The sequence below is a fragment of the Streptomyces sp. NPDC102467 genome, from assembly GCF_044765445.1.
In the GTDB taxonomy this organism is placed as follows: domain Bacteria; phylum Actinomycetota; class Actinomycetes; order Streptomycetales; family Streptomycetaceae; genus Streptomyces.
Genome location: NZ_JBIWKA010000023.1, coordinates 33,262 through 59,996, shown reverse-complemented (window position 1 = coordinate 59,996; position 26,735 = coordinate 33,262). Strand labels below are relative to the sequence as shown.

Annotated in this window: 24 protein-coding genes; 15 read left to right on the top strand and 9 right to left on the bottom strand. The window is 71.8% G+C overall.

The genetic code is table 11. The annotated features are described in order from the left end of the window. Positions 1-56: 56 nt before the first annotated feature. Positions 57-992 (bottom strand): mycothiol synthase, encoded by a 936-nt coding sequence (gene mshD / locus ACIREE_RS37245; RefSeq protein ID WP_404162711.1) that lies wholly within the window; start codon positions 990-992, stop codon positions 57-59. Between the two features lie 153 nt (positions 993-1,145). On the opposite strand from mshD, the gene ACIREE_RS37240 reads away from it, so the two are divergent. Both ACIREE_RS37240 and ACIREE_RS37235 read left to right on the top strand, forming a co-directional pair. Next, positions 1,146-3,035 carry a 5'-nucleotidase C-terminal domain-containing protein gene (locus ACIREE_RS37240; RefSeq protein ID WP_404162708.1) on the top strand — a complete coding sequence of 630 codons (1,890 nt, stop codon included), beginning with the start codon at positions 1,146-1,148 and terminating at the stop codon, positions 3,033-3,035. 135 nt (positions 3,036-3,170) lie between these two features. Beyond that, entirely contained in the window at positions 3,171-4,430 is a 1,260-nt protein-coding gene (locus ACIREE_RS37235) for a DUF2993 domain-containing protein (protein WP_404162705.1), read from the top strand. A 43-nt stretch (positions 4,431-4,473) separates the two neighbouring features. On the opposite strand, the gene ACIREE_RS37230 is transcribed toward ACIREE_RS37235, so the two are convergent. The 4 genes from ACIREE_RS37230 to ACIREE_RS37215 are packed head-to-tail and all read right to left on the bottom strand — an operon-like array spanning position 4,474 to position 8,066. Continuing rightward, complete coding sequence (locus ACIREE_RS37230) at positions 4,474-5,901, bottom strand: ATP-binding protein (RefSeq protein WP_404162702.1); 1,428 nt, start codon at positions 5,899-5,901, stop codon at positions 4,474-4,476. Then, positions 5,898-6,629: a response regulator transcription factor gene (locus ACIREE_RS37225; protein ID WP_404162699.1), complete on the bottom strand. Its 732-nt coding sequence runs from the start codon at positions 6,627-6,629 to the stop codon at positions 5,898-5,900. Before ACIREE_RS37225 ends, ACIREE_RS37230 begins: the two co-directional genes overlap by 4 nt. Before the next feature lie 42 nt (positions 6,630-6,671). Beyond that, positions 6,672-6,839 carry a hypothetical protein gene (locus tag ACIREE_RS37220; protein WP_404162696.1) on the bottom strand — a complete coding sequence of 56 codons (168 nt, stop codon included), beginning with the start codon at positions 6,837-6,839 and terminating at the stop codon, positions 6,672-6,674. 36 nt (positions 6,840-6,875) lie between these two features. Beyond that, a complete protein-coding gene (locus ACIREE_RS37215) occupies positions 6,876-8,066 on the bottom strand; it encodes a S1C family serine protease (RefSeq protein ID WP_404162694.1) in 1,191 nt (396 codons plus the stop codon). Between the two features lie 260 nt (positions 8,067-8,326). On the opposite strand from ACIREE_RS37215, the gene ACIREE_RS37210 reads away from it, so the two are divergent. After that, positions 8,327-10,084, top strand: coding sequence for a trypsin-like serine protease (locus ACIREE_RS37210; RefSeq protein ID WP_404162691.1), 1,758 nt, complete (start codon positions 8,327-8,329; stop codon positions 10,082-10,084). 34 nt (positions 10,085-10,118) lie between these two features. Here the strand turns inward: ACIREE_RS37210 and ACIREE_RS37205 are convergent, their stop codons facing one another. Both ACIREE_RS37205 and ACIREE_RS37200 read right to left on the bottom strand, forming a co-directional pair. Beyond that, positions 10,119-11,141 carry a LacI family DNA-binding transcriptional regulator gene (locus ACIREE_RS37205; RefSeq protein ID WP_404162688.1) on the bottom strand — a complete coding sequence of 341 codons (1,023 nt, stop codon included), beginning with the start codon at positions 11,139-11,141 and terminating at the stop codon, positions 10,119-10,121. Between the two features lie 52 nt (positions 11,142-11,193). Next, the gene (locus ACIREE_RS37200) at positions 11,194-12,012 is read right to left on the bottom strand and encodes a winged helix-turn-helix domain-containing protein (RefSeq protein WP_404162686.1); all 819 of its coding nucleotides are present in this window, start codon (positions 12,010-12,012) and stop codon (positions 11,194-11,196) included. 274 nt (positions 12,013-12,286) lie between these two features. Here ACIREE_RS37200 and ACIREE_RS37195 point away from each other — a divergent pair, with 274 nt between their 5' ends. The 8 genes from ACIREE_RS37195 to ACIREE_RS37160 all read left to right on the top strand — a co-directional run bounded on the left by ACIREE_RS37195 (position 12,287) and on the right by ACIREE_RS37160 (position 17,830). Beyond that, a complete protein-coding gene (locus ACIREE_RS37195) occupies positions 12,287-13,120 on the top strand; it encodes an alpha/beta hydrolase (RefSeq protein ID WP_404162683.1) in 834 nt (277 codons plus the stop codon). A 35-nt stretch (positions 13,121-13,155) separates the two neighbouring features. Beyond that, complete coding sequence (locus ACIREE_RS37190; protein WP_404162680.1) at positions 13,156-13,410, top strand: MoaD/ThiS family protein; 255 nt, start codon at positions 13,156-13,158, stop codon at positions 13,408-13,410. A gap of 6 nt (positions 13,411-13,416) precedes the next feature. Continuing rightward, positions 13,417-14,745, top strand: a complete 1,329-nt coding sequence (locus ACIREE_RS37185) for a hypothetical protein (RefSeq protein WP_404162678.1) — start codon at positions 13,417-13,419, stop codon at positions 14,743-14,745. Positions 14,746-15,115: 370 nt separating this feature from the next. Beyond that, entirely contained in the window at positions 15,116-15,844 is a 729-nt protein-coding gene (locus ACIREE_RS37180) for a DUF2993 domain-containing protein (protein ID WP_404162675.1), read from the top strand. 201 nt (positions 15,845-16,045) lie between these two features. Continuing rightward, a complete protein-coding gene (locus tag ACIREE_RS37175; RefSeq protein WP_350203226.1) occupies positions 16,046-16,126 on the top strand; it encodes a putative leader peptide in 81 nt (26 codons plus the stop codon). 152 nt (positions 16,127-16,278) lie between these two features. Continuing rightward, positions 16,279-17,124: a sulfurtransferase gene (locus ACIREE_RS37170; protein ID WP_404162672.1), complete on the top strand. Its 846-nt coding sequence runs from the start codon at positions 16,279-16,281 to the stop codon at positions 17,122-17,124. 31 nt (positions 17,125-17,155) lie between these two features. Then, entirely contained in the window at positions 17,156-17,443 is a 288-nt protein-coding gene (locus ACIREE_RS37165) for a DUF1416 domain-containing protein (RefSeq protein ID WP_127832476.1), read from the top strand. Positions 17,444-17,566: 123 nt separating this feature from the next. Then, positions 17,567-17,830, top strand: a complete 264-nt coding sequence (locus ACIREE_RS37160) for a DUF3099 domain-containing protein (RefSeq protein ID WP_404162668.1) — start codon at positions 17,567-17,569, stop codon at positions 17,828-17,830. 7 nt (positions 17,831-17,837) lie between these two features. On the opposite strand, the gene ACIREE_RS37155 is transcribed toward ACIREE_RS37160, so the two are convergent. Together ACIREE_RS37155 and ACIREE_RS37150 are read right to left on the bottom strand one after the other, a co-directional pair. Beyond that, complete coding sequence (locus ACIREE_RS37155; RefSeq protein WP_404162666.1) at positions 17,838-20,261, bottom strand: FtsX-like permease family protein; 2,424 nt, start codon at positions 20,259-20,261, stop codon at positions 17,838-17,840. After that, positions 20,255-20,998 (bottom strand): ABC transporter ATP-binding protein, encoded by a 744-nt coding sequence (locus ACIREE_RS37150; protein WP_404162663.1) that lies wholly within the window; start codon positions 20,996-20,998, stop codon positions 20,255-20,257. Before ACIREE_RS37150 ends, ACIREE_RS37155 begins: the two co-directional genes overlap by 7 nt. A gap of 62 nt (positions 20,999-21,060) precedes the next feature. Between ACIREE_RS37150 and ACIREE_RS37145 the strand changes: the two genes are divergently transcribed. The 4 genes from ACIREE_RS37145 (at position 21,061) to ACIREE_RS37130 (ending at position 26,553) form a co-directional block, all read left to right on the top strand. Beyond that, positions 21,061-23,781 carry an AAA family ATPase gene (locus ACIREE_RS37145; protein ID WP_404162660.1) on the top strand — a complete coding sequence of 907 codons (2,721 nt, stop codon included), beginning with the start codon at positions 21,061-21,063 and terminating at the stop codon, positions 23,779-23,781. Between the two features lie 248 nt (positions 23,782-24,029). Then, positions 24,030-24,776 carry a hypothetical protein gene (locus ACIREE_RS37140; protein WP_404162657.1) on the top strand — a complete coding sequence of 249 codons (747 nt, stop codon included), beginning with the start codon at positions 24,030-24,032 and terminating at the stop codon, positions 24,774-24,776. Positions 24,777-24,955: 179 nt separating this feature from the next. Further along, on the top strand, positions 24,956-25,717 hold the full coding sequence (locus ACIREE_RS37135) for a hypothetical protein (protein WP_404162654.1): 762 nt from the start codon (positions 24,956-24,958) through the stop codon (positions 25,715-25,717). Continuing rightward, positions 25,714-26,553, top strand: coding sequence for a hypothetical protein (locus ACIREE_RS37130; RefSeq protein ID WP_404162651.1), 840 nt, complete (start codon positions 25,714-25,716; stop codon positions 26,551-26,553). Before ACIREE_RS37135 ends, ACIREE_RS37130 begins: the two co-directional genes overlap by 4 nt. Positions 26,554-26,735: the final 182 nt, after the last annotated feature.

Here is a 26,735-nt window from a genome sequence, read left to right as displayed (position 1 = left end):
GCAAGAGAGGGGGCGGCGTCAAGTGACGCCGCCCCCTCTCGGGTCGCTCCAGCCGGTTATGACTCGGTTCGGTACATCAAATCCGTTTCGTACGTCGTGAAGCCGAGCCGCTCGTACACGCTCACCGCCGCCTTGTTGTCGGCGTCGACGTACAGCATCGCCGTCGGCAGCCCGGCCGCGGCCAGGTGACGCAGGCCCGTCGTGGTCAGCGCTTTGCCGAGGCCGCCGCCCTGGTTGCCCGGCGCGACGCCGAGCACATACACCTCGCCGAGCTGCTCCTCGGCGTGCGTCTTCGTCCAGTGGAAGCCGACCAGCTCGTCGTTCTTGAACGCGAGGAAGAAGCCCGCCGGGTCGAACCACGGCTCGGCCTTGCGGTCGTCCAGGTCGCGCTGGGTGAGAGAGCCCTGCTCGGGGTGGTGCGCGAACGCCGCCGCGTTCACCGCCAGCCAGGCCGCGTCGTCCTGACCCGGCACGAAGGTGCGGATGCGCACGCCCGCGGGCAGCACGGGGTCGGGCAGGTCCAGATCGGCCAACGGGCGCCGCATCTGGCGCAGTTCACGGAACAGGGTCAGGCCGAGCACCTGCGCGAGGTGCCGTGCCGCGCCGTGCCCGCCGTGCGCCCACACCCGCAGCCGCTTCCCGGAGGTGGCGAGCAGCGCCGTGCCGAGCGCCCGCCCGTGCCCGCGCCCGCGGTGCCCCGGGTGCACGACCAGCTCGGAGGCGGGGGCCTCGACCGGGTCGGTGTCCTCCAGCTGCGCGTACCCGAGCAGCTCCCCGCCGACGCTGAGCAGCAAGTGGTGCACACCGTCGCGCTCCCCGCCCCGCAGCTGGAGCCTGCCCTGCTCCGACACGGCCTGCTGTCCGTCGGCGCGGGCGGCGTCGGTCAGCAGCGCGAGCACGGTCGCGGACTGCGCGTCGGTCAGGGTGGAGAGGGTGTCGATCTGACGCCCCGAGGGGGCCGGATCGCTGGCGGGGGCGGGGTCGGTGGTCATGGGGACGAGGGTACGGCGCCCTCCCGGCCAGGCGGCGGCAACCAGCTCGTAACCGGCAACCCCCTGTTGCGCTACGCGCGTTGACTCTAGGCTTCCGGCAGTCAGAGCCACACGCACAGTCACCGCACAGCATCCACGGATCCAGGGGAACGTATGCCCGTCATGCCGCAGGGACTCAGACCAGGCGCTCGTCCGCTCCGCCGCCGCGCCAAGGCGGTGCTCGGGGCGGTCGCGACCCTCACCACGGCCGGGGCGCTGATCGCCGCGCTGCCCGCGAGCGCCGCCCACGGCGGCGGGCACCACGGGGGGCAGCACGGCCAGAGCCGCTACCAGGACGTACAGCTGCTGTCGTTCAACGACTTCCACGGGAACCTGGAGCCGCCGGCCGGATCGTCCGGGCAGGTCGCGGAGAAGCAGGCCGACGGCACGACGAAGCAGGTCGACGCGGGTGGCGCGGAGTACCTGGCCACTTCCTTGCGCACCGCTCGCAAGGGGCACCCGTACAGCGTCACGGCGGCCGCCGGCGACCTGATCGGCGCGAGCCCGCTGCTGTCTGGCCTCTTCCACGACGAGCCGACCGTCGAGGCGATGAACAAGCTCGACCTGGACGTCACCGGTGTCGGCAACCACGAGTTCGACGAGGGCGCCACCGAGCTGGCGCGCATCCAGAACGGCGGGTGTCACCCCAAGGACGGCTGCTTCGAGAAGGGCCGCACGTTCAAGGGCGCGGACTACCCCTACCTCGCGGCGAACGTGACCGACGAGAAGACCGGCAAGCCGATCCTCAAGCCGTACTGGGTGTGGAAGAACAAGGGCGTCAAGGTCGGTTTCATCGGCGTCACGCTGGAGGGCACGCCGAACATCGTGTCCGCCGACGGCGTCAAGGGCCTGAAGTTCCACGACGAGATCGAGACCGTCAACAAGTACGCGAAGATCCTCGACAAGCAGGGCGTGAAGTCGATCGTCGCGCTCATCCACGAAGGCGGCGTGCCCGCTTCGTCGTCCTACAACTACGACTGCGATTCCCCGGGCGCGGGCGACGGCGTCTCCGGGCCGATCGTCGACATAGCCAAGGGCATCACACCGAAGGTCGACGCGCTGGTCACGGGCCACACGCACAACGCCTACGTATGCACCATCCCCGACCCGTCGGGCAAGCCGCGCATGGTCACGTCGGCGTCCTCCTACGGAAAGCTCTACACGGACACCACCCTCACCTACGACCGCCGCACCAAGGACATCGTCCGGACGGCTGTGAAGTCGCAGAAGTCGCAGAAGTCGCAGAGGGCTGGGAAGTCGCCGAAGTCGCCCACCTCGGTGAACCACGTCGTGTCGCGCACGCAGCCCAAGGCGCCGGACATGACCGCGCTGATCGACCGGTGGAACAAGCTCGCCGCGCCCGTCTCGAACCAGGCCGTCGGTCACATCTCCGCCGACATTCCCGGCCGTGGCGCCGGTACGCCGGAGGAGCCGCTCGGCGACCTCATCGCGGACGCGCAGCTCGCGCACGCCAAGTCGCTCGACCCGAAGGCGTCGCTGGCCCTGATGAACCCGGGCGGGGTCCGCTCCGACCTGGTGTTCAAGGCGAGCGGGGGCGAGGGCGACGGAGTCGTAACGTACGGCGAGGCGTTCACCGTGCAGCCCTTCAGCAACACGGTCAATCTCGCCGACCTCACCGGCGCGCAGGTGGTTCAGGCGTTGCAGCAGCAGGTCAGCGGCACCAACGAGGCCTCGCCGAAGATCCTCCAGCCGTCGGCCGGGCTCACGTACACGCTCGACATGACCAAGACAGGAGCGGCCCGCGTTCTCGTCGACTCGATCAAGCTGAACGGGGCGGCGATCGACCCGGCCGCCACCTACCGCGTCGCGATGAACTCCTTCCTCGCGGGCGGCGGCGACGGCTTCGCGGCGCTCGGGCAGGGCAAGAACCCGCTGGTCGGCGCGGACGACCTGAAGGCGTTCAACGACTACCTGACCGCCAACTCGTCGGCGGCGGAACCGATCGCGCCGCCGAAGACGGACCGGATCACGATCGTGAAGTGACCCGATCATGAACTGACCGGAAACTTCGCGTACATATAGGTGGCCTACGGTGGACCGTAGGCCACCTGTTGTGTGCGAACGCTGTTTGTGAAGGTTGTTTGCGTAAAGGGTGGGGGTATGTGGTGCAATCACCCGATGCGTACCCCCCACCGCATAGCCAACGACCGTGCCCCGTCAGAGGGTTGGCCACCTGACGTCTCCGTTCCCCTGGAACCCGTGCGGACGGCCAACCCGTACGAGGAGCTGGCCGCGCTCGCGGACAACCCGCTCGACGAGGTCCTCCACGAGGAGCCGCGGCGCCTGGACGACCCGGACGACGACTGGCTGCCGCCCCACCACGGGCGGCGCGGCAGCCGCCGCCGCAACCGCTTCGCCGGGCTGCCGCTCCTCGCCAAGGGTGTGGTCGCCGTCCTCGTCGTCCTGGCGTTCCTCGCCCTCGGCGACCGCTGGGCCGTCCTGTACGCCGAACACCGCGCCGCGCAGCAGCTCAAGAAAGAGCTGAAGCTGACCGCGGCGCCCGAGGTCGAGATCAAGGGCTTCCCCTTCCTTACCCAGCTCGCCGACCGCCGCGTCGACGAGATGAAGGTCACCGTTCCCGACGTCGCCGCCGACCGCGTCACCCTCGCCAAGGTCTCGGCGACCGCGCGCAACGTACGCATCGAGGGCTCCGGCCTCACCGGCATCAGCGGCGCCTACGTCGACGCGATGCACGGCGAAGTGCTGCTCAGCTTCTCCGACATGAACCGTGAACTGGGCGCTTCCCAGGTCACGTTCACCGGCCACGGCAACGACCGGGTGCTCGCCCGCGGCACCCTGCCGGTCGCCGGGCACGAGGTGAAGGTGCGGGCCGACGCCACGATCCGCCGCCTCGGCGCGACCGGCATCTCCACCGACATCGACGGCATGCGCCTGGACCTCGGCGACCTCGCCACCTACCGGCCGGGCACCGGTACCGGCGAGGGCCTGCACCTGACGGCCAAGTCGGTGAAGCGGATCACCGAGGAGACCGACAAGGCCAAGCGGCTGCTGTCGATCCCCGCCATCGTGCACCGGGCCGGCGTCCCCGCCTCGGTCGTCCGCCAGGCGCTGGACGGCGACAAGAAGGTGAGCGAGGTGACCGGAACGCCCCGCTTCGTGAAGAGCCTGATGGGGATGAACCTGGTCGACATCGCACTCGACCACCCCTGGATCCTGCAGAAACTGGGCCTGGACCCGTCCCTGCTCGACGGCCTCTCCGACCTCACCCGCCCCGAACTCGCCGACCGCCTCTCCCTCGCGTTCCGGCTGCCGAAGCTGCCGGGCGACCACGGCTACGTACGGCTGCGTGACGTGACCGTGGAGAAGGACGGGATCCGGGTCGACCTGTCGGGTGCCGGTCTCTCCGTGGGGCACTGAGGGCCGGCTCAGCCTGACCAGTCCGTTCAGCCTGTCCTGGTGGTCAGGGGACGGTCTCCGGCGGTGGGGTCGGGGCGCCGGGCAGCCGCATCGTCGCGACCGTGCCGCCGCCGTCCGCCGCGGCGAGGGCGACCTCGCCGCCGTTCGCCTCGACGGTACGGGCCACGATGGACAGACCGAGCCCCGAGCCGGGCAGCGCGCGGGCGGTCGGCGAACGCCAGAACCGGCCGAAGACGTACGGGAGTTCGTCGGCGGGGATGCCAGGACCGTGGTCCCGCACGGTGAGCGTCCCGCGCATCAGCCGCACCTCGACCGTGCCCTTCTCCGGGCTGAACTTCACGGCGTTGTCGAGCAGGTTCACGACCGCCCGCTCCAGCGCCGCCGGTTCCGCCCGGACGTACCAGGGGGCCAGCTCGGAGTCGATGGTCAGCTCGGGGCCGCGCAGGCGGGCGCGTTCGATGGCGGTACGGACGGTCTCGTGCAGCGAGACGACCTTGAGGGGGCCGTCGCTCCCGTTCAGCCCGGTACGCGACAGCTCCTGCAAGTCCCCGATCAGCGCGGCCAGTTCGGTCATCTGCGCCTTCACCGAGGCCATCAGTGCCTTGCGGTCGTCCGGGGGGATGGCGCGGCCCGTCTCCTCGCTGCGGGTGAGCAGTTCGATGTTGGTCCGCATCGAGGTGAGCGGTGTCCGCAGCTCGTGACCCGCGTCGGCGATCAGCTGCTGTTGCAGCTCGCGGGAGGACGCCAAGGACGCCGTCATCGAGTTGAACGACTCGGACAGCCGGGCGATCTCGTCGTCCCCCTCGACGGGGATCCGGACGGTGAGATCCTCGGTTCTCGCCACGTGCTCGACGGTCTCGGTGAGCTGGTCGACGGGGCGCAGCCCGGTGCGGGCGATCCACAGGCCGGCGGCCGTCGCGCCGAGTACGCCGATGCCGCCCACGGCGAGGAGGACCCAGGCCAGGGTGGTGAGGGGGTCGGTGACTTCGGCCATCGGGCTGGCGATCGACACAGCGGTGTTCTCGTACCGGGCCCCGGGTTCCCGGAAGATCTGGACGGTGAACACGCGCATGGCCTTGCCGCTCGTGTCGTCCGTGGTGTGCAGGGCCGAGGCCCGGGTGCCCGCGGCGACCGCCCGGTCCGCGGTCTGGACCGGGATCGCGGTGTCGCCCGGCGACGTACACACCTGGCCGTCGGTGGTGATGACCTGGATCGTCGGGCCCGGCAGGCTGTGCTCGTTCGCGGGCCCGCCGCTCTGGCAGTTGCCGGCGATGGAGAGCACCTGGCTCGGCTTCACAGAGCTGACCTGCTGCTTCAGGTTGTCGTTCAACTGCGTCATCAGCTGCGTGCGCGTGAGGAACCAACAAGTAACCGCCACCGCCGCCACCGCCACTGCCACCGCCACCGCCACAAGCAACGCCAGCCGCGACCGCAGAGGCAACCCGCGCAACCTGCGGAGCACCCCGTTCATTCGGCCCCGCCGGAGCGCAACACGTACCCCACACCCCGCACCGTGTGGACGAGCCGCGGCTCGCCCCCGCCCTCGGTCTTCCGCCGGAGGTACATCACGTACACGTCCAGCGAGTTGGACGACGGCTCGAAGTCGAAGCCCCACACCGCCTTGAGGATCTGTTCGCGCGTGAGGACCTGGCGCGGGTGGGCCAGGAACATCTCCAGGAGCGTGAACTCGGTACGGGTCAGCTCGACCGTACGGTCGCCGCGTGTGACCTCGCGGGTCGCCAGATCCATCCGCAGGTCGGCGAAGGACAGCACGTCCGAGTCGTCCACGGAACCGGCGGCGGCAGCGTAGGAGCTGCGCCGCAGCAGCGCGCGGACCCGCGCGAACAGCTCGTCGAGTTCGAACGGCTTGACCAGGTAGTCGTCGGCGCCCGCGTCGAGCCCGGTGACCCGGTCGCCCACGGTGTCGCGCGCGGTGAGCATCAGGATCGGGGTCGTGGAGCCGGTCGCGCGGAGCCGGCGTGCGGCTGTCAGGCCGTCCATGCGGGGCATCTGGATGTCCAGGACGACCAGGTCCGGGTGGTAGGCGGCCGCCTTCTCCAGCGCGTCGGCGCCGTCGACGGCGACCTCGGTGCCGTAGCCCTCGAAGGCGAGGGAGCGCTGGAGTGCCTCCCGCACCGCCGGCTCGTCGTCGACGATGAGAATGCGGTGCGGGTCGCGGTCGCCTTCGGCGGGGCTCATGGGCTGCGCTTCCTTAACGATGGGTGCGGGCAGGGCCGGTTCTCAGCCTCGCACGGCCGTGCGGCGGCCGCGTACGGCACGGCGCGTCGCCGTCGGCACCACCTCGGGGGCGCGGGTGGCGGCCGGGTGCAGGGCCGAGGCGACGGCGAGGGCGAGGCCCAGGTCGGCCGGGCCCGTGCGGGCTTCGGGATGGCGTGCGGTGCGGATCATGACGGGTCCTCCTGGTCTTCCCCGGAACGGGGACGGTCAGTTGTCGGCGCCTCCGGCGCGCAGCGTGTCGAGGTCGGCCTTGACGGTGTTGATCGGGATGGCGAAGCCGAGGCCGACACTGCCCGCGCTCGACGAGTCGCCCGACGAACCAGAGGATCCCGAACTGGCGGAGTACATCGCCGAGTTGATGCCGATGATGTTGCCGTTCATGTCGATGAGGGCGCCGCCGGAGTTGCCGGGGTTGAGGGACGCGTCGGTCTGCAGCGCCTTGTACGTCGTCGTGGACGAGCCGGTGTCGCCGTTGAACTCCTGGCCGCCGAACTCGAACGGCCACTCGCCGTTGCCGCCGCCCTGCTGCTGTTGCTGCTCCTGGCCGCCCTCGTCGGTGGAGACGGTGACGTCGCGGTCGAGCGCGGAGACGATGCCGCTGGTGACGGTGCCGGTCAGGCCTTCGGGGGAGCCGATGGCGACGACCTGGTCGCCGACCTTGACGCCGGAGGAGTCGCCGAGGGTGGCAGGGGTGAGGCCCGAGGCGTTCTTCAGCTTGATGAGCGCCAGGTCCTTCTTGGCGTCGGTGCCGACGACCTCGGCGGTGTACGACTTGCCGTCGTGCGTCTGCACCTTGATGGAGGAGGCGCCGGAGATGACGTGGTTGTTGGTGAGGATCTCGCCGGAGCTGGTCGTGATGACGCCGGAGCCCGTGGAGGAGCCGGACGACAGCGTCGCGTTGACCTCGACGATCGACGGGCTGACCGCTGTGGCGACGCCGGAGACGGTGCCCTTCTGGCTGCTGGGCACGACGTTGGTGCTGGTGGAGCTGGAGGCGGTGGTGTCCGAGCCGCTCAGTTCCTGGAAGGCGTAGGCGGTGCCGCCGCCGACGGCCGCCGCCGCGACCGCCACGGCCGCGAGCAGCCCGAGCGGGCCGCGCAGCCGCTTCCTCTTTTTCGGGGTGACGGGCTGTTCGGGCCCGTACGCGGCGAACTGGACGGTGTGCCCGTCGCCGTGGCCACCGTTGCCGGAGTCACCGCCGCCCGGCCACACCGTCGTACCCGGAGCGACGCTCACGGGCTGGTACGGCGGCGGGGGCGGGAACGCGCTCTCGGCATACGCGGACCGCTGCTGGGCGGTGCCGCCCGTGTAGCCCGCGCCGTCCGTGCCGTCCGTGCCGTCCGTGCCGTCCGTGCCGTACTGGGGATACTCGCCGCTTCGGCGGTAGCTCTCGGTCATGGCACCCAGCGTGTGTCGCGTACATGAGAGCCACCTGAGCGTGCCCTGAGAGTCCCGGCAGAACCCTGTTTGCCCGAAATAAAGAAGCTCCGGCCGGGCGGGTGGGAGGCGAACGGCGGGTGGCCGCCGGATGTTGTCGCGGAGGGTCCAGGACCAACACTTTTCGGACTCCTGTGAACACCGTGTGCGCAGTGACTCCTGATGCCTACGATCCCCGCCTCGAAGCCCACCGACTCATACCGACTCATCAGGAGACCCGAGTGATACGTGCCCATCGCGGCCGCTGGAGACGCACCGCCACGGCGTTGCCCACAGCCGCTCTCGCGCTGGCGCTGACCTGCGCCGGCGTCCTCACCGCACAGCCCGCGGGCGCGGCGGACACCCCGCCCGGACTGCCCGACGCGAGCACCGTCGCCGGATCCGTGAACCCGGCGCCCGCCGCCTCCGACCCGGAACTGCGCAAGCGGGTCGTCGAGGCCGCGAAGAGCCAGGCGACGCCGGAGTCGAAGCCCAAGAAGACACCGTTCATCATCGGCGGCAGCGAGACGTCGATCGCGTCCGCGCCCTGGATGGTGCAGCTCTCGTACTACGACGAGGCGGCCGGCGAAGGCTACTTCTGCGGGGGCACCCTCGTAGCCCCGAACAAGGTCCTCACCGCGGCCCACTGCGTCGCAGGTCTGGACTGGACGGCGAACGGCGCTGTCGTGGCCGGTGCCACCGGCCTGCTCGACGACACCAACGGCACTGTCGCGGGCGTCTGGCGTCAGTGGAACCACCCGAGGTACAACGCCGACACCACACAGAACGACATCGCGGTCCTCACCCTGGACCGCCCCCTCGAAGAGCAGTGGACGAAGCTGGTCCAGAGCAACGACAGCGCCTCCTACCAGGACGGCACCACCGCCACCGTCTACGGCTGGGGCCTGACCTCCGGCGCCGACGACGCCGACCTCTCGGCGACCTTGCGCAAGGCGACGCTGCCGATGGTCGCCGACGCCACCTGCGACAGCGCGATGGGGTCGGTCCTCGGCGAGGACGACTTCATCGCGGGCTCGATGTTCTGCGCCGGCACCCCGGCGAGCGGCACCGACGAGGGCACGCAGAGCCCCTGCAACGGTGACTCCGGCGGCCCGGTGATCGTCGGCGGCAAGGTCGTCGGCATCGTCTCGTGGGGCGTCGCCGGCTGCACCGCGAAGGGCGCCTACCCGGTCTTCACCAAGGTGTCCTCGTACGTGTGGGCGGCCCAGCCGCGCATCGACGACACCGACATGTCCTTCGACGGCAGGGCCGACCTGCTCGGACGCACGCCCTCCGGCGGCCTCTTCGAGCAGGACAGCAAGGGCACCTCGCTCGCCACCCGCGCCTACCAGGGCAGCGGCTGGCAGGGCTCCACCTGGGCCCTCCAGGCCGACCTGGACCGGGACTTCTACCAGGACGTGATCGTCCGCGAAAGCGCCGACGGCAAGCTCTACCGCAGCTACTACGACCACGCCACCACCGCTTACGAGTGGATGCAGATCAGCTCGGTATGGGGCGGCTACAAGTCGTACGCCATCCCCGGCGACATGACCGGTGACTCCCGCCCCGACCTGGTCGCGGTCGACGCGGACGGTTCGACCTACCTCTACCCGGGCAAGGGCAACGGCGAGTTCTACGGCAAGGTCAAGGTCGTCGACAAGTCCTGGAAGGGTGTCAGCGTCTTCGGCCGCGGCGACCTGACCGGCGACGGCAAGGCCGACCTGCTGGTGCGCAACAGCTCCGGCGTGCTCTACCTCTACCGGGGCACGCAGGTCGAGCACACCCCGTTCGCGGCCCGCGTCCAGGCGCGTACCGGCTGGAACTTCACCGCGAACGTGACCAACGGCGACGTGACCGGCGACGGCATCGCCGACGTCATGGCCCGCGACTCGGGCGGCACGCTGTGGCTCTACCCCGGCACCAACAAGGCGTCCAGCGACGTCTTCGGGGCGCGCACGAGCCTGGGCACCGGGTTCAACCAGTACAACCTGCTCTTCTAGAGCGGCCGGTCCCGCGGCTGTGCCCCGCCGATGGTCAGGCGCAGCCGCAGGACTGGCGGACGACCAGGCGCGAGGGGAACAGCTTCAGCCGCTCGCGCCGCGACCCCGCGACCCGCAGCGAATCGTCGAGCACCAGATCCACCGCGGCCCGCGCCATCGCCGAGCGGTCCGAGGCGACCGTCGTCATCGGCGGATCCGTCAGACCCGCCTCCTTCACGTCGTCGAACCCGGCCACGGCCAGCTCGCCCGGCACGTCGATGCGCAGCTCGCGCGCGGCCCGCAGCACGCCGATGGCCTGGTCGTCGGTGGAGCAGAAGATCGCGGGCGGCCGGTGCGGCCCGGCCAGCAGACCGAGCGCCACCTGGTACGCGTCGTAGCGGTTGTACGGCGCCTCGAACAGCCGGCCCTCCGTGGAGCGGCCCGCTTCCTGCATCGCGCGGCGCCAGCCCTCGACGTGGTCGGAGACCGGGTCGCCGACGGACGGGGTCTCGGCGGTGCCGCCCAGGCACGCCACGTACTCGTTGCCGTGTTCCAGGAGGTGGCGGGTGGCGAGCTGGGCGCCGCCCACGTCGTCGGTGACGACGGCGACGTCGTCGATCGACTCGGGCCGCTCGTGCAGCAGCACGACCCGCGCGTCCCATGCCTCGATCTCGGCGGCCGCCAGATCGTTGAACCCGTGGCTGACGAGGATCAGGCCCGAGACCCGCATGCCGAGGAACGCGCGCAGATAGTGGACCTCGCGGTCACCGACGTAGTCGGAGTTGCCGACGAGGACCATTTTTCCGCGCTCGGACGCGGCCTGCTCCACCGCGTGCGCCATCTCCGCGAAGAACGGCTGGCGCGCGTCCGGCACGATCATTCCTATGAGGTCGGTACGCCGCGACGCCATCGCCTGGGCGACCCGGTCGGGCCGGTACCCCAGCTCCTTGATCGCGGCCTGCACGCGCTCGCGCGTGGCCGGGGCGACCGGCCGGGGTCCGTTGTTGATCACGTAGGACACGACGGCGGTCGAAGTACCCGCAAGTCGCGCAACGTCGTCCCGAGTCACCTTGGCCACGCGCGGAGTCTACGCGGATGGACCTGCTTGTGGGCAGGGAGTGAGGCCCTTCCTAGGGCTCTGCCGTGACCGCCTCGACGCGCGCCCCGGCCGGCCTGTCCGCTTCGTCCGCGTTGGCGCTCTTCTCGGCCCTCCCCGCGGCCTCCTTCTCGGCCTTCTCCGCCCTGTCCGCGGCGTTCTTCTCGGCCTTCTTCTCCGGCTTCTCCGGGGTGACGAAGCGGTAGCCCACGTTGCGCACGGTGCCGATGAGCGACTCGTGCTCGGGGCCGAGCTTGGCGCGCAGCCGTCGGACGTGGACGTCCACGGTCCGGGTGCCGCCGAAGTAGTCGTAGCCCCAGACCTCCTGGAGCAGCTGGGCGCGCGTGAAGACGCGGCCGGGGTGCTGAGCCAGGTACTTGAGGAGCTCGAACTCCTTGAAGGTCAGGTCGAGGATGCGGCCCTTGAGCTTCGCGCTGTACGTCGCCTCGTCCACGGAGAGGTCGCCGTTGCGGATCTCCATGGGGGAGTCGTCGGCGACGATCTGCTGGCGGCCCATCGCGAGGCGGAGCCGCGCCTCGACCTCGGCCGGTCCCGCGGTGTCGAGAAGTACGTCGTCGATGCCCCAGTCGGCGGTGACGGCGGCGAGGCCGCCCTCCGTCACGACGAGCACCAGCGGACAGCCGGGCCCGGTGGAGCGGAGCAGCTGACAGAGGCTGCGGACCTGCGGGAGGTCGCGGCGTCCGTCGATGAGGATCACGTCGGCACCGGGGGTGTCGACGAGAGCGGGTCCCTCGGCGGGGGCCACCCGCACGTTGTGCAGGAGCAGGCCGAGAGCGGGGAGCACCTCCGTCGACGGCTGAAGGGCATTGGTGAGGAGCAGCAATGAACTCATCGCGCCCCACCTGCCTGGGTCGTCCTGCGTTCGTGCACGGTTCGCTCGCCCATAACGTCTGGTTCCTCCTCGGTCCCTGCGAGGACGTTTGCGGCACTGCTTCGTGGTGCTGGTGGTGCTCTTGTGCTGCCTGGTGGTGCTTGTGAGCTGCCTGGTGGTGCTTGTGGTGGGGCCCGCGCCCGGGGCCCCGCGCTTTCGTATACAACGCGCTTGAAAGCACAAAAGGACCCGGGGGCTGCATTGCCCGAGTCCTCTTCCCAGCAGAATAGCCCACATGACTTGGGGTCCGGCAGGTGACGAGAGCGGATCTTCTGTGCGGCGTATCACTGAACGGACACGGCGCGTGATGCTCCGTACGCAGGACGGAATCGCCATCGACGCGGCGTACCACCCGGGCGACGTGCCGGGTGAGGGCCCCGTGATCGTGCTCGCGCACGGTTTCTCCGGCGATCTGGACCGGCCGCACGTACTGCGCGCGGCATCGGTGTTCGCGCAGCGTGCGGCCGTGATCACGTTCTCTTTCCGGGGGCACGGGCGCTCCGGCGGGCGCTCGACGGTCGGCGACCGTGAGGTGCTCGATCTCGCGGCGGCCGTCGAGTGGGCGCGGGTCCTCGGGCACGCGCGCGTGGTGACGGTCGGATTTTCGATGGGTGGTTCCGTTGTGCTCCGGCACGCCGCGTCGCACAGGGGGCGCACGGAAGCGCGCACGGACGCGGTCGTCGCCGTCAGCGCCCCGGCACGGTGGTTCTACCGGGGTACGGCTCCGATGCGGCGGCTGCACTGGGTGGTGACCCGTCCGACGGGCCGGATGGTCGGCCGGGTCGGGCTGCGCACGCGCATCCACCCCCTGTCAGGAGGCGCCTGGGACCCGGTACCCCTGTCGCCGGTCGAGTCGGTTCCGTTGATCGCGCCGACGCCGCTGCTCGTGGTGCACGGCGACCGCGACCCGTACTTTCCCGTCGACCACCCCCGGATGCTGGCCGAAGCGGCGGACGGCGGCGCCGAGTTGTGGCTGGAGCCGGGCATGGGGCACGCGGAGCACGCGGCGAGCGACGCGCTGCTCGACCGGATCGGTACGTGGGCCGCCGCCGCGGGTGCCGCACAATAGGACGCCGACCGAACACGAGGAGAGGAGCCGCCGCTATGGCTCAGGGCACGATCCGCTACTGGGCGGCAGCCAAGGCGGCCGCCGGCGTCGCGGAGGAACCGTACGACGCCGACACCCTGGCCGCGGCTCTGACGACGGCCCGCGAGCGACACCCCGGTGAGCTCGTGCGGGTGCTGCGGCGTTCCTCGTTCCTGATCGACGGGGACCCCGTGGGGACCCGCGGTCATGAGACGGTACGGCTTGCCGAGGGCGGCACGGTCGAGGTGCTCCCGCCGTTCGCAGGAGGGTGACACCCGATGAGCAACGACCAGCAGTATCCGCAGTATCCGCAGCGGTCCCAGCCCAACGGGGCCAACGGGGCCAACGGGTCCCAGGGGTCCCAGGGGTCCCAGGGGTCCAATGGGTATGACCAGTACGGACAGCCGTACAGCGGGCCGCAGCACGGGCAGGAGCCCGACGCTCAGCATCAGTCCTACGCCCAGCAGCAGTACGGCCAGCATCAGTCCTACGCCCAGCAGCCTTATGCCCAGCAGCAGTACGGACAGCAGTACGGCCAGCAGCAGTACGACGAGGCGCCGCTGACGCAGCAGTGGCAGGCGCAGACCTGGGACACGCAGATGCAGCCCGCCCCGCAGCCGTACCTGCCGCCGCAGGGGTACGAGTACGAGCACGGGGACCAGGGCGCGCCGCTGCCGCCCCAGCAGCAGGAGTGGTCGGCGTACGACGCGACGCGCACCCCGGCGCCCGCTCCGGCGCAGGCGCCCGCCCCGGCACCGGCGGCCGAGCCCGAGCCGCCCGCCCCCGCGACGGCCGCGCCCACGACCGGTGAACCCACCTACGGGGCCGCCACCACCACCGGCAACGCCCGCGTCACCGACGCCCAGCGCGCCCGCGCCGAGGGCCGCTCGCCGGTCATCGAACCGGGCATCCAGCCCGCCGCGCTCACCGCCGTTCTCGGCCTGCTGCTCGCGGGCGGCGCCGCCGTCGGCCCGTACGCGCTGCTCGTCCCGCTGGTGCTGCTGCAGGCCGTCACGGCCGCGGGCTGGTTCCGGCTCAACGGCATGTGGCCCGCCCGCCAGGGCATCGCCCTCGCCTTCCTGGGTGGCGTCGTCGCCGACATCGCGCTGCTCGCGGCCGGCCGGGAGCACGGGCCCGCCGCGATCCTGGGCACGCTCGGCGTCTGGGTCCTGCTCACGCTCGTACTCCAGTTGCGCTCGCACGCCTCGCCGGACGAGCGGATGTACGGCCTGATGGCGACCGTCACCTCGGCGGCGCTCGCGATCGTCGCCACCGGTCACCTCGCGGCCGAGCCGGACGCGGTCACCGTCGGCGCGATCGCCGTGGCCGTCGCGGTCGTGGCCCGCGCCCTGCCGCTGCCGACCCCCGCTTCCGTGGTGGTCGCGCTGCTGGCGTCCGCGGGTGCGGGGATCGCCGTCGGCGGGATGACGGATCTCGGTGCGGGTGGGGCGCTGCTCGGCCTCGGCGCGGGTGTCTGCGCGCTCATCGGCCACCGCGTCGCGTCGTACGACTACCCGTCGCGCTTCGTCCACATGACGGCGGGCGTCGCGCTTCCGCTGGCCGCGGCGGCCCCGGCGGTCTACCTGCTGGGCCGCGCGCTGGCCTAGCCGGCTCATTGTCGCCGACCGCCGGCCGGTGGGGGCTGGTCGCGCAGTTCCCCGCGCCCCTGGAGCATGCGGCTTCGCCGCAGCCCCATTGGGGCGCGAGATGCGCGCGCCTATGAAATGGCGCACGCAGTGCGCATTTCAGGGGCGCGGGGAACGGCGCGAGAAGTCCCCACCGGGCCGCGGACGGAGAACCGGCCTCACCGGGGCAGCGCCCGCACCGAAACCGGCCCGCGCTGATCGACAACTTGGGAACAACCCCGCCCACCCCCGCCCCCCGCGGACGCGGCCACGTACTCTCGCCGCAGGAATCACCCCCGGCGGGGGGACGTGGAGCGCCGGGGGCATACAGACGTGGGGGAGCCTCAAGGCCATGCGCGCACTGCGAATACTGCTGATCTTCGTCGTCATCGTCGGCGGCCTCTTCGTGATCGCCGACCGGGTCGCGGTCAACTTCGCCGAGGGCAAGGCCGCGGACAAGCTGCGCACGAGCGAGGGTCTGGCGCAGACGCCCGATGTGAACATCAAGGGTTTCCCGTTCCTCACCCAGGTCGTGGGCGGCAGCCTGGACGACGTCGAGATCGGCATCCAGGACTACGACGCGAAGAGCGGCGGCGACAGCATCCGCATCGCCGACCTGAACGCCGAGATGCACGGCGTGAAGTTCAACAGCAGCTACAGCAGCGCCACCGCCGACTCGGCCACCGGCACCGCCCGGATCTCCTACGACGAGCTCCTGAAGGCCGTGAAGAAGCAGGACGTGGCGCAGGTGGCGCCGGGTGTGACCGCCGAGATCGTCGGCCTCTCGTACGGCGGCGGCGACAAGGTCAAGGTGGCGGTCACCGTGAAGACGCCGGTGCTCACCCTGCACCCGACCGTGCTCAGCGCCGTCAAGGTCACCGACGGCAAGGTCTCGGCGCGCGCCGACAACCTGCCCAAGACCGGCGCGCTCGACCTGGCCGAGGGCCGGATCCGCGCCGTCACCGACTTCCAGCAGGCGATCGACAACCTGCCCGCCGGCATCAAGCTGGACAAGGTGCAGGCCGTCAAGGACGGCGTCGAGATCACCGTGAAGGGTTCGAACCTCGACCTCGTCGGGTAGGACCCGGGGGACGGCGTGTCCGCACTGCGAGACGGCGCTGTCCGCACAGCAGAGATCAGCGGAGAGCGACGGAGCCCGTGCGGCCCCGGGGCCCGGCGGGAGCGGCTCCGGGGCGCGATCATTCTCATATAGTGGACGATTACGTCTCAGCATTCGACATGCCGGTGACACGGCCACCGATGCGTCCTTACGATCGGACGCATGAAGCGACAGGCGGACCTCACGAAGCGGCGGGCAGTAGACCTGTGCCGCGTCGCCGCCATGCTCTGTCGCACTGTCTGAGCGGGCCCCGGCCGTCCGGTCGACCCCCGCCTTCCTCGGACCCCTTGAGTCGATCGATTCGCATCCGACCGAGTCGACTCGGGGTCACCCCGCGCCCTTTCCGCGCACTGATTTCTGCATGCACCGCCGCAACTGCCCCGGAGGAAGACAGCATGAGCCGCAGCGACGTCCTGGTCGATGCCGACTGGGTCGAGGCCAACCTCGACAACGAGAACGTGGCAATCGTCGAGGTCGACGAGGACACGGCCGCGTACGACAAGAACCACATCAAGAACGCGATCCGCATCGACTGGACCAAGGACCTCCAGGACCCGGTCCGGCGTGACTTCATCGACCAGGCCGGCTTCGAGGAGCTGCTGTCGAAGAAGGGCATCGCCAACGACACGACCGTCGTCCTCTACGGCGGCAACAACAACTGGTTCGCCTCCTACGCGTACTGGTACTTCAAGCTCTACGGCCACCAGGACGTCAAGCTCCTCGACGGCGGCCGCAAGAAGTGGGAGCTCGACTCCCGCGACCTGGTCGACGGCGCGCAGGTCCCGGACCGCGCGGCCACGCAGTACAAGGCCAAGCCGCAGGACACCTCGATCCGCGCCTTCCGCGACGACGTCGTGAACGCGATCGGCTCGCAGAACCTGGTCGACGTGCGCTCCCCCGACGAGTTCAGCGGCAAGCTGCTCGCCCCGGCGCACCTGCCGCAGGAGCAGTCGCAGCGTCCGGGCCACATCCCGTCCGCGCGCAACATCCCGTGGTCGAAGAACGCCAACGACGACGGCACCTTCAAGTCGGACGACGACCTCAAGGCGCTCTACGCCGACGAGCAGGTCGACCTGGCCAAGGACTCCATCGCGTACTGCCGCATCGGCGAGCGTTCCGCGCTGACCTGGTTCGTGCTGCACGAGCTGCTCGGCCAGGAGAACGTCAAGAACTACGACGGCTCGTGGACCGAGTACGGCTCGCTGGTCGGCGTGCCGATCGAGCTCGGCGCCAACAAGTAAGCAACTGACCTTTCCTTCCTAGGAGTTACGTATGTGTGGAGCGAAGGCCGGCGGCCCCGACGCCTCGACGATCAAGCCCGGTGAGACCACGATCCAGGGCCAGGTGACCCGCGACGGCGAGCCGGTGACGGGCTACGTCCGCCTCCTGGACTCGACCGGCGAGTTCACCGCCGAGGTCCCCACCTCGGCCACGGGCCAGTTCCGCTTCTACGCGGCCGAGGGCACGTGGACGCTGCGCGCACTGGTCCCGGGCGGCACGGCGGACCGCACGGTCGTCGCCCAGACCGGCGGACTCGCGGAGGTCGCCATCGCCGTGTGACGGCGGCGCGGCGACGCGCATTGAACGGCTGAAGGGCCGCACCCCCGGGGGTTGGACGCCACTGGTACGGGGTGCGGTCCTTCGGCTTGCGCGGAGGCGTTCGGGCGGGCTTACGCTGGACTCATGTTGGCGCGGCGGAAGCATCTGTACTTCGCCATGATGGGCCTGTGCATCGGCCTCTTCGTCCTGGCCTGGGGCGTCGTGCGCCTCTGGTCCGTGCCCGCCGCCGTCGCCATGTGCGTGGTCGCCATGGTGATCCCCCCGGTCGCCGCCATCACCGCGAACCGGCGCGGCCCCGACGACCGCTGGTGGGACGATCCGTCGGGCGACGCGCGTTCCGACGAGTGGTGGGACGAACTGGACGGCAAGAAGCGCCGCCGCCAGTGATCCGGAGCTAAGCACCCGGGCGGCGGGACAGCACCGCGGGAAGCGTGGCCGCTCCCACCGCGAGCAGCGCGCACACGGTCGTCGCCGCGCCCGCCTCCACCCACGGGATGTGCGGCGCCGTCGGACCCACAAGCCGTAGCACCGACCACCACTGGCCGGCCAGGCTCAGGGCCGCCGCGCCTGCCCCGAGCAGCGTGCCGATGGCCACCACGAGCAGGGCCTCGGCCGCCACGAACGCGGTGACCTGGCGGCGCCGCGCCCCGAGCAGGGCCAGCGCGCGGCGTTCGGGAGCGCGGTCGGCCGCCGCCATCAGCAAAGTGTTGACCAGGGACAACACTGTGTACGCGAGGATGATCGCGAGGACTGCGAGGAGGCCGGTGCGGCTCGCCGAGCGGGGCTCCGCGCTCGTCCGCGCGATCCACTTGGCCTTCGTCACGGCCACCGCGCCGTGGCCCGCGGTGGCCTTCGCCAGCGCCGTGCGCACCGCGCCGGGCGAGGTCCCGCGGCGCAGTTTCACGTACGCGAGGGCCGGGCGGGCGGAGAAGGCCTGGCCAGGGGTGACGTAGGCGTCGGCCTGGGCGCCGTCGGCGAGCAGGCCGACCACTTTCAGCGCGGTACGGCTGCCGTCAGCGCGCCACACCGGGACCGTGTCGCCGAGCCCCCGCTCCCAGGTGGGCGCCACCACGATGGAGTCGGACGTGAGGGACGACAGGGAGCCGGCCGACAGGGGGACGTCGACCGCGGCGTCCAGGGCCTTCGGGTCGACCGCCTCCACCGGGCGCCGGATCAGCGCCGTCTCACCCTCCAGGGTGTAAAGGCTGGTGGACGCCGGTGCCGCCACGTCCACGCCAGGAAGGGCCCGCAGCCGGGCGACCAGGTCGCGATCGAGGCCCCCGTCGCCGCGCGCCGCGACGACGAATTCCGCGCGCACGGGGAGTGTGCGCAGCTCCTCCTTCGCGGCGTCGCCCGTCGCCGCCCCGCCGAGCAGCGCCGCCGTCAGACCGATCGTGACGAGGACCGGCGCCGCCGTCGCCGCGGTCTGGCGGGCCGACGCGAGCACGGTGGACGCGGCGACCTCGCCGGCCGCGCCGGGCAGCCTGGACAGGGGTGCGGCGAGGAGGCGGGCGACGGGGGCGGTGACGGCGGGGGCGAGTAGCGCCGCCGCGGCGAGCAGCAGCATGACCAGCGGCATCGCCGTCTTGTTGTGGGTGGCGGAGGCGGGGTCGGTGAGGGCGTTCACCGCCATGCAGATCAGGGCGGTGGCCAGGCAGCCGAGACCCAGGGCCCAGCGCAGCGGCGTCATCGCCCGGCTCTCGACCGCCGCCTCGCGCAGCGCCTCGGCGGGACCCGTGCGGCCGGCCCGCAGCGCCGGGGCCGCGGCCCCAGTGAGTGCGACGACGAGCCCGACCGGGAAGGCGATCAGGGACGGCACGGGCGAGCCGCTGCCCACCGTCCAGTCGGGGGCGAGGCCGAGCGCGATCAGCCGGTCGAGGAGCAGCGGTGCGGCCAGGGGGCCGAGCACCGCGCCGAGCCCGGACGCGCCGAGCGCGAGCAGCCATGCCTCGGCCCGCACCATGCGGCGCAGTTGGCGGCCGGTGGCGCCGACCGTGGCGAGCAGCGCGAACTCCCGGCGGCGCCGCGCGGTGGCGTACGCGAACGTCGACGACACCACGAAGACGCTGACGAACGTGGCGAAGCCACCGGCGATGCCGACGACCGTGTTGGCGTCGTTGCGGGCCTTCGCGTCGACGGCCCGCGCCGGGTCGGGTTCGGCCCGGTCCGCGCCACTGAGGACGCGCAGGTCCGTGCCGCGGACGGCTTCCCGCACCTGCTTCGGCGGCTGCCAGACCGCCAACGCGTCGATGCGCGGGGACAGTTGTGCCGCGCGGGTGTTCGTGTAGAAGACGGTCGGCTCGGGGCCGGACGCGGTGATGCCGACGACCTCGTACGTGGCCGGGCCCACCGCCGTCACGACGGTGACGCGCTCGCCGATGCGGGCCGCAGGAGCGCTGAGGGCGACTTCGGTGGCGGTGCGCGGCGCGCGGCCCGACATCAGGTTCTGCGGCGCCGCGCGGTGGGCCGGCCAGGGCCGGCCGGTCAGGGAGGCGCCGGACGCGAGCCGTCCCGGGATGATCCGGTCGACGACCGCGCCGGGCAGCCGGGCGGTGAGGGAGGCGGGTAGTGAGCGCGGTTCGGCGAGCGGGGCGTGGGCTCTGCCGACGTGCGCGGCGCGGACGGTGAGTTCGGCGTCGGGCAGGACGACGGTCGGTGCGGCGGCGTACCGCATCGGCCCGCGTTCGGGCGAGGTGATCGTGGACGCGAGTACCTGTCCCGCCGCGGCCATCAGGAACGTACCGAGGGCTAGCGCGACGAAGCAGCCGGCGAGCGAGGCCCAGCGGGTACGGAGGGTGCTCAGGGCGAGAGTCAGCATGCCGCCTCCAGGTGCAGCATGCGGGCCGTCACCGTGTCCGGGGTCGGGTCCGTGATTTCTCCGCTCAGACGGCCGTCCGCAAGGAACAGGACCCGGTCGGCGCAGGCCGCCGCGAGCGGATCGTGCGTGACCATGACGAGGGTCTGGGCGTACCGGTCGACGAGGGTGCGCATCAACCGGAGGATCTCCCGGCTCGTCGAGGCGTCGAGCGCGCCGGTCGGCTCGTCCGCGAACAGCACGGCGGGCCGGGTCACCAGGGCGCGGGCCAGGGCCACGCGTTGTTGCTGACCGCCCGAGAGCTGGGACGGCCGGTGCCCCGCCCGGTCTGCGAGGCCTACGGCGGCCAGGCCCTGGCGGACCAGGACCGCGTCGGGGCGGCGGCCCGCGAGCCGTAGCGGCAGCGCGACGTTCTGCGCGGCGGTCAGCGACGGCAGCAGGTTGAAGGACTGGAAGACGAACCCGATGCGGTCGCGGCGCAGCAGTGTGCGCCTGCGCTCGCTGAGCCGTGCCAGATCATGCCCCGCTACCAACACCCGTCCGGTCGCCGGGCGTTCGAGTCCGGCCGCGCACTGCAACAGCGTCGTCTTGCCGGACCCGGACGGGCCCATGACGGCGGTGAACGTGCCGTGTCCGAAGGTGACCGACACGTCGTCGAGCGCGGTCACCGGGATGTCACCGCCGGGATGGCGGTGCGTGACGTGGTCGAGGACGACGGACGCGCCCGCTGAGGTTTCCATGCCCGAGAGCTTCGTGCGCCGGGCCCGGCACGGGTATCGGACATGTGCCTAGGATCTGCCGCATGAGCAGTGGGGGCGGGGAGTTGTACGGGCGCGGCGTGGAACAAGAGCGGCTCGACGGGCTGCTCGGCGACGCGGTCGGCGGGCGCAGCGGGGTGCTCGTGATGCGGGGCGACCCGGGTATCGGCAAGACGGCTCTCCTCGACTATGCGGCCGAGCGCGCCCGGGGTACGTACGGCATGCGCGTGGTGCGGGCCACCGGTATCGAGACGGAGGCGGAGATCCCGTTCGCCTCGCTGCATCTGCTGCTGAGCCCGGTGCTCGACCGGATCGCGGCGCTGCCCGTACGGCAGGCGGACGCGCTGCGCGGGGCCTTCGGCCTCCATGCGGACGGAGGTGACGACCGGCTGCTCACCGGTCTCGCCACCCTGTCGCTGCTCGCGGAACTCGCCGCGGAACGGCCGGTGTTGTGTGTCGTGGACGACGCCCATTGGCTCGACCACGCCTCCGCGCAGGCATTGTTGTTCGCGGCCCGCAGACTCGCCGCCGAGGGGGTCGTACTGCTTCTCGGCGCACGGCTCGGACACGGCTTCAATCCGCCGGGGCTGCCCTCGCTGCGCTTGGCCGCACTGGACGGGGCGAGCGCCGGGCGGCTCCTGGACCGGTCCGCACCGGATCTGCCCCGCGCGGTCCGCGGCAGGGTGGTCGCCGAGTGCGCGGGAAATCCGCTGGCCTTACGCGAACTGCCCGCACGAATAGGCGAGCTGGCCTCGGAGGAGGCGCCGGTGCCGTTGCCGCGCCGCCTGGAAGACGCGTACGCGGCGCGCGTCACCGGCCTGTCGGTCATCGCACGCCGGGCTCTGCTCGTCGCGGCGGCGGAGGGCAGCGGGGACCTTGCCGTGATCGAGAGGGTGGCCGGGCGTGCCCCGCTCCAGGAGGCCGAGCGGGCACGCCTGGTGTGGCTTCGGGGTGTCACGGGGCGCCTGGAGTTCGGGCACCCGCTGATGCGCAGCGCCATTCTGCACACCGCGGCCTACGGTGAACTGGTCCAAGTGCACAGCGAGTTGGCCGACGCGCTGACCAGCGACCCGGACCGGCAGGCCTGGCACCGGGCGCTGGCCGCGACGGGGCCCGATGACGAGACCGCCGAGGCGCTGGCACGGGCAGCGGTCCGGGCCCACGCCCAGGGCGGCCACGCGGGCACCAGCGCCGCCCTCGCCCGCGCCGCCGCCCTCACCACCGACCCGGCGCTGAAGGCCCGCCGGTTCGTCGACGCCGCGCAGGCCGCCGCCGACGCGGGCCTGCCCGAGCGGGCCCGCGCCCTCACCCGGGAGGCAGGGCCCGCCATCGGCGAGCCGCACACCCGGGCCCGGCTGTACGCACTGCGGGCCCGCGCCGCGTTCGACGAGGGAGAGCCGGGCCAGGCGCATGACCTGCTGGTGCGGGGCGCGGACACGCTGGACGGTGGACCGGAGGCCGGCATGCTGCTCGTTGACGCCGCCCGCAACGCCTGGCAGCTCGGTGACCCCGAGCGGCTGCGCGGCTGCGCCGACCGGCTCACGGCGCTCGCCCGCACGCCCGCCGACGGGCTCGGCCCGGCCGTCGCCGCGGTGCAGGGCGCCGCCGTCTTCTTGGAACAGGGGCCCGCACGGGCCGTGCCGGTGATGCGGCCGCTGGTCGCGCACGGCCGGGCCGAGGTGACGGCGCCGCGCGCCCTGCGCATCAACGCGGCGTTCGTCGCGGGCCTGATCGGCGACTTCGAGGCGGGCCGCGAGATCGCCGCCGACGTGGCGGACCAGTGCCGGGCCCAGGGAGACCTGGGCTGGCTGCCGCTCGCCCACCTCCCGCTGGCGGCAAGCGAGTTGTACCTGGGTCGGTTCCGGGCGTCGGCGGCCACCGCCACCGAGGGACTGCGCCTGGCGGCGGACACCGGGCAACCGCACCGCGGCGGCTACCTGCACGGCATGCTCGCCTGGCTCGCGGCCGTCCGCGGCGACCTCGACGAGGCCCGGCGCCGCGCCGCCCACTGCCACGATCACTACGACTCCACCGGCATCGTCAACAGCCTCGCCTGGGCCGGCTGGGCCCTCGCCCTCGCCGACCTGGGGCGTGGCGACGCCGCGGGCGCCCTGCAGCGCCTCGCCTCGGCACAGGCGGGTCCGGCCCGCCGCCAGATCCAGAGCGTGTACGCGGCGCCCGACTGGATCGAGGCCGCTGCCCGCACCGGCGACCCGACGCAGGAGCCGCTCGCCCGCTTCGCGTCCTGGGCCGAGGCGGCCGGTCAGGTCTGGGCGGACGCCGTGCTGCACCGCTGCCGCGCACTCGTGGAGGACGACTGGGGCCGCGCGCACGCCCTGTTCACCGCCGCCGTGCGGCTGCACGCCGACAGCGGACGGCCCTGGGAAGCGGCCCGCACCCGGCTTCTGTTCGGCGAACGGCTGCGCCGCGAACGGCACAAGACGGAGGCCCGGGCTCATCTGCGGTCCGCCGCAGAGGCGTTCGAGCGGCTCGGCGGCAGGCCCTGGGCCGAGCGGGCCCGCGCCGAGCTGCGCGCCACCGGCGATCCGGGGACGTCCGGCGAGGCGACGTCGGCGCTGGACGCGCTCTCCCCGCAAGAACTGCAGATCGTGCGGCTCGCGGCGACCGGCATGACCAACAAGGAGATCGGCGCGCGGTTGTTCCTCAGCCCGAAGACGGTCGGCTACCACCTGTACCGGGCGTTCCCCAAACTCGGGGTGGCGAGCCGGGCCCAGTTGGCGGGACTCGACCTGGCGGAGATCTGAGCTCGGCGATCCGACCGCCGCGACGACCCGGTCGAAGCGCTTTCGTTACCGGATTCCATGCAACCACCACGGGTCCTCATGGGTCTCTTGTGCGCGCGGATATGGAATTCGCGCGTCGAGTTCCGTGGGGGGACCCGTTGGATCACGTACAAACTCCGCAAACGGCGCCAGAGGCGCCGCCTGTGGAGCCGCAGTCGGTGCCCGAGGCGCCGGAACTGTCGCCCGAGGCGCCACAATTGATACCCGGGATGCCCGAGGCATCACAGGCGGCACCCGAAACAGTCCGCCCGGCACGCCGCCGGGGCCGCACCACCCTGCTCATCGCCTGCGCCGCCGTGCTCGGTGTCGTTGCCGGGGTGTGCACGGGGTACGTCGTGCAGGCCGGCCGCGACCCCGATCCGCTGCCGCCACTCGCCCAGCAGTCCCTGTCGCAGGCCAAGGGCGGCAAGGCCGTCGAGCCGCTCTCCGTCGCCCGGGACCACCGTGTCAAGACGGACGGCGACCTGCGCAAGCTGCTCGTGCCGCGCCCCGCGGGCGCCCAGAAGTCGGACTCCGTGCAGGGCTGGATGGACCAGTACGGCTACGCCAACCACTTCGAAGAGCCGGACGAGATGTTCACCGACCTCTCCGGTTCGTCCTTCCGAAGGGCCGCGCTGACCGCCTGGAAGAAGGGGCAGTCGTCCGGCGAGTCCCACCTCATCCAGTTCCGGGACGCCGAGGAGCTGGGCTCCCGGGACTTCCTCAGCGGCCAGCAGAGCTATATGCAGCTGGACAGCTGGGCGGGCAACGACGGTGAGCCCATCCCGGGCAGTTCCATGGGCCGGGTCTACGTCTTCGACCACCCGAAGACCAAGGCCGGCTATCTGCCGCTGTACGAGGCCAGGGCGCTCGCCGCACGCGGCGACATCGTCATGGACATCTGGCTCTACGACACCAAGCCGATCTCGAAGAAGACCGCGATGGACCTCGCCAAGCGGCAGCTGGAGCGCCTGTGAGCGACGAGACCCCGCGGATGCCTGAGACCCCGCAGACGCCTGAGACCCCGCAGACGCCTGAGACCCCGCAGACGCCTGAGACTCCGCAGACGTCCGAGACTCCGCAGACGCCTGAGACTCCGCAGACACCCAAGCCGCCCACCCACGCACCGGACCCCGCGGCCCCCGAGCTCCCGCCGATGCCGCAGCTCCCGCCGACGCCCGAGTTCCAGCAGACAGCCCGTCGTCGGCGGCGGTGGCCCGCTGTTGTCGTCGCCTGCACTGTCGTCCTCGCCGTCGCGGGCGGTACCGGTTTCACCGTCACGAAGGTGCGGGACGCCGACCGTACGGTCTCCACGAAGGTGTGGGGCCGGCCGAAGGCGCACAAGCAGAGCGCGGGCGGCGACGCCAAGGAGTCCGACCTGCGCTCGCGGCTGCTCCCGATGCCCGACCGCTACATGCCGGGCCCCGACATCGACGAGTTCGGCAACGACAAGGCGATCGGCGCCAAGGAGGCGGTGGCCCGGCTCAAGAAGGGCGCCGATGATCTCCCGGCCCGCCAGCGCGACGCCCAGCGCCGGTCCATCGACAAGCTCCGGCTCAAGGGGCTCGCGATGCGCAGTTACTCCGCGCAGGACGTCGACCTCGTCGTCGAGGTCCAGCTCGCCCAGATGCAGAACCGCCAGGCCGGCCGGAACCTGAAGTCGTTCCAGTCCGAGTTCCTGCGTGCGCTGGGCGTCTTCACCAAGGGCCCGAAGATCAAGGGGCACCGCAACGCGGACTGCTTCCGCGCGCCTCGGGACAAGGACACCAAGCTCGATCTGCTGATGTGCAGCGCGTACGAGGACGACCTGCTGGTGTCCGTCACCGCGTACGGCCCGAGGTCCATCGACAGCGGGGCCGTCGCCACGCTCCTCGCCCAGCAGCTCGACCACATCTCGTCGCGGGGAGAATCCGTATGACCCAGGTGACCCAGGTGCCGGAGCAGGCCGACGCGGCGCTCCAGCCGCAGCCCCTGACCGTGCCCGCGCCCGTACCGGTGAAGAGGGACCGCCGGGTGCTGCGGGCCGTGCTGCGCTGGACCGCCGCCGTCGTCGTGTTCGGGGCCGTCGGCGCCGGTGCCGCGTACGGCGTCACGCAGCAGACCCGCGGTGATCTGCCGGGTCTGGCCACGCAGGAGGACGGCCGCTGGGAGTACCCGGCGCTCGCGCTGCCGCCGCTGCCCTCGGGCGCCCCGGCCGCGTTCGCCGACAGCAACGCCCGCGAGGAGCACTTCGCCGACCTGCGCCAACTGGTGCTGCCCGCCCCGAAGGGCGCGACGGAGGACAAGGCGCTCGCCGGCCAGGACGGCTGGCTGTCCACCTCCGCGTATCTCGCGGCGTACGCCGAGGACGGCCGCTCCGACCTGGGCCTGTCCGCCAAGGAGGGGGGACTGCGGCAGGTCACCGCCCGCGGCTGGACCATGCCCGACGGCACCCGAACCCGTGTCTACCTGCTGCGGTTCGACACCGCCGCGTTCGCCCGCGAGCACGAGAACGCCGTCTCCGACAACGGGGCCACTCTCGTCGACGCCGCCGACGTGGAGGAGAACTACGAGTGGACGGGCGAGGGCACCGAGGTGCCCTTCACCTCGCTGCACGTCTACGACGAGCAGAAGCCGTACGGCAAGGAGCAGGTCCGCGAGGCCTACATCCAGTCCGGTGACGTGCTCGCCCTCGTCGTGCAGTCCGGCCGGGGCGGGGTGGCCGAAATCCCCTTCCGGCAGACGGTCGTCCTGCAGAACCAGCTGCTCGGCTGAGACGTGTGACCCCACCGGCGGACCTCGCCGAGAGCACCGGGCCCCACCCGACTAGAGTGGGGCCCGGCTCTGTAACCGCATCGATCCGCCAGTACCGCTTAGTACCGCTCACCGAGGAGCATCCGTGCTTGAGGCCTTCTTCTCCGCTCTCCTTGTCCTGGTCTGCGTCGGCGTTCTCGCCT

What these genes read in the sequence shown, in the direction of transcription:
- mshD (WP_404162711.1), bottom strand. Translation starts at nt 992, where the DNA reads ATGACCACCGACCCCGCCCCCGCCAGCGATCCGGCCCCCTCGGGGCGT.
- ACIREE_RS37240 (WP_404162708.1), top strand. Translation starts at nt 1,146, where the DNA reads ATGCCCGTCATGCCGCAGGGACTCAGACCAGGCGCTCGTCCGCTCCGC.
- ACIREE_RS37235 (WP_404162705.1), top strand. Translation starts at nt 3,171, where the DNA reads ATGCGTACCCCCCACCGCATAGCCAACGACCGTGCCCCGTCAGAGGGT.
- ACIREE_RS37230 (WP_404162702.1), bottom strand. Translation starts at nt 5,901, where the DNA reads ATGAACGGGGTGCTCCGCAGGTTGCGCGGGTTGCCTCTGCGGTCGCGG.
- ACIREE_RS37225 (WP_404162699.1), bottom strand. Translation starts at nt 6,629, where the DNA reads ATGAGCCCCGCCGAAGGCGACCGCGACCCGCACCGCATTCTCATCGTC.
- ACIREE_RS37220 (WP_404162696.1), bottom strand. Translation starts at nt 6,839, where the DNA reads ATGATCCGCACCGCACGCCATCCCGAAGCCCGCACGGGCCCGGCCGAC.
- ACIREE_RS37215 (WP_404162694.1), bottom strand. Translation starts at nt 8,066, where the DNA reads ATGACCGAGAGCTACCGCCGAAGCGGCGAGTATCCCCAGTACGGCACG.
- ACIREE_RS37200 (WP_404162686.1), bottom strand. Translation starts at nt 12,012, where the DNA reads ATGAGTTCATTGCTGCTCCTCACCAATGCCCTTCAGCCGTCGACGGAG.
- ACIREE_RS37195 (WP_404162683.1), top strand. Translation starts at nt 12,287, where the DNA reads ATGACTTGGGGTCCGGCAGGTGACGAGAGCGGATCTTCTGTGCGGCGT.
- ACIREE_RS37190 (WP_404162680.1), top strand. Translation starts at nt 13,156, where the DNA reads ATGGCTCAGGGCACGATCCGCTACTGGGCGGCAGCCAAGGCGGCCGCC.
- ACIREE_RS37185 (WP_404162678.1), top strand. Translation starts at nt 13,417, where the DNA reads ATGAGCAACGACCAGCAGTATCCGCAGTATCCGCAGCGGTCCCAGCCC.
- ACIREE_RS37180 (WP_404162675.1), top strand. Translation starts at nt 15,116, where the DNA reads ATGCGCGCACTGCGAATACTGCTGATCTTCGTCGTCATCGTCGGCGGC.
- ACIREE_RS37175 (WP_350203226.1), top strand. Translation starts at nt 16,046, where the DNA reads ATGAAGCGACAGGCGGACCTCACGAAGCGGCGGGCAGTAGACCTGTGC.
- ACIREE_RS37170 (WP_404162672.1), top strand. Translation starts at nt 16,279, where the DNA reads ATGAGCCGCAGCGACGTCCTGGTCGATGCCGACTGGGTCGAGGCCAAC.
- ACIREE_RS37165 (WP_127832476.1), top strand. Translation starts at nt 17,156, where the DNA reads ATGTGTGGAGCGAAGGCCGGCGGCCCCGACGCCTCGACGATCAAGCCC.
- ACIREE_RS37160 (WP_404162668.1), top strand. Translation starts at nt 17,567, where the DNA reads ATGTTGGCGCGGCGGAAGCATCTGTACTTCGCCATGATGGGCCTGTGC.
- ACIREE_RS37155 (WP_404162666.1), bottom strand. Translation starts at nt 20,261, where the DNA reads ATGCTGACTCTCGCCCTGAGCACCCTCCGTACCCGCTGGGCCTCGCTC.
- ACIREE_RS37150 (WP_404162663.1), bottom strand. Translation starts at nt 20,998, where the DNA reads ATGGAAACCTCAGCGGGCGCGTCCGTCGTCCTCGACCACGTCACGCAC.
- ACIREE_RS37145 (WP_404162660.1), top strand. Translation starts at nt 21,061, where the DNA reads ATGAGCAGTGGGGGCGGGGAGTTGTACGGGCGCGGCGTGGAACAAGAG.
- ACIREE_RS37140 (WP_404162657.1), top strand. Translation starts at nt 24,030, where the DNA reads ATGCCCGAGGCATCACAGGCGGCACCCGAAACAGTCCGCCCGGCACGC.
- ACIREE_RS37135 (WP_404162654.1), top strand. Translation starts at nt 24,956, where the DNA reads ATGCCGCAGCTCCCGCCGACGCCCGAGTTCCAGCAGACAGCCCGTCGT.
- ACIREE_RS37130 (WP_404162651.1), top strand. Translation starts at nt 25,714, where the DNA reads ATGACCCAGGTGACCCAGGTGCCGGAGCAGGCCGACGCGGCGCTCCAG.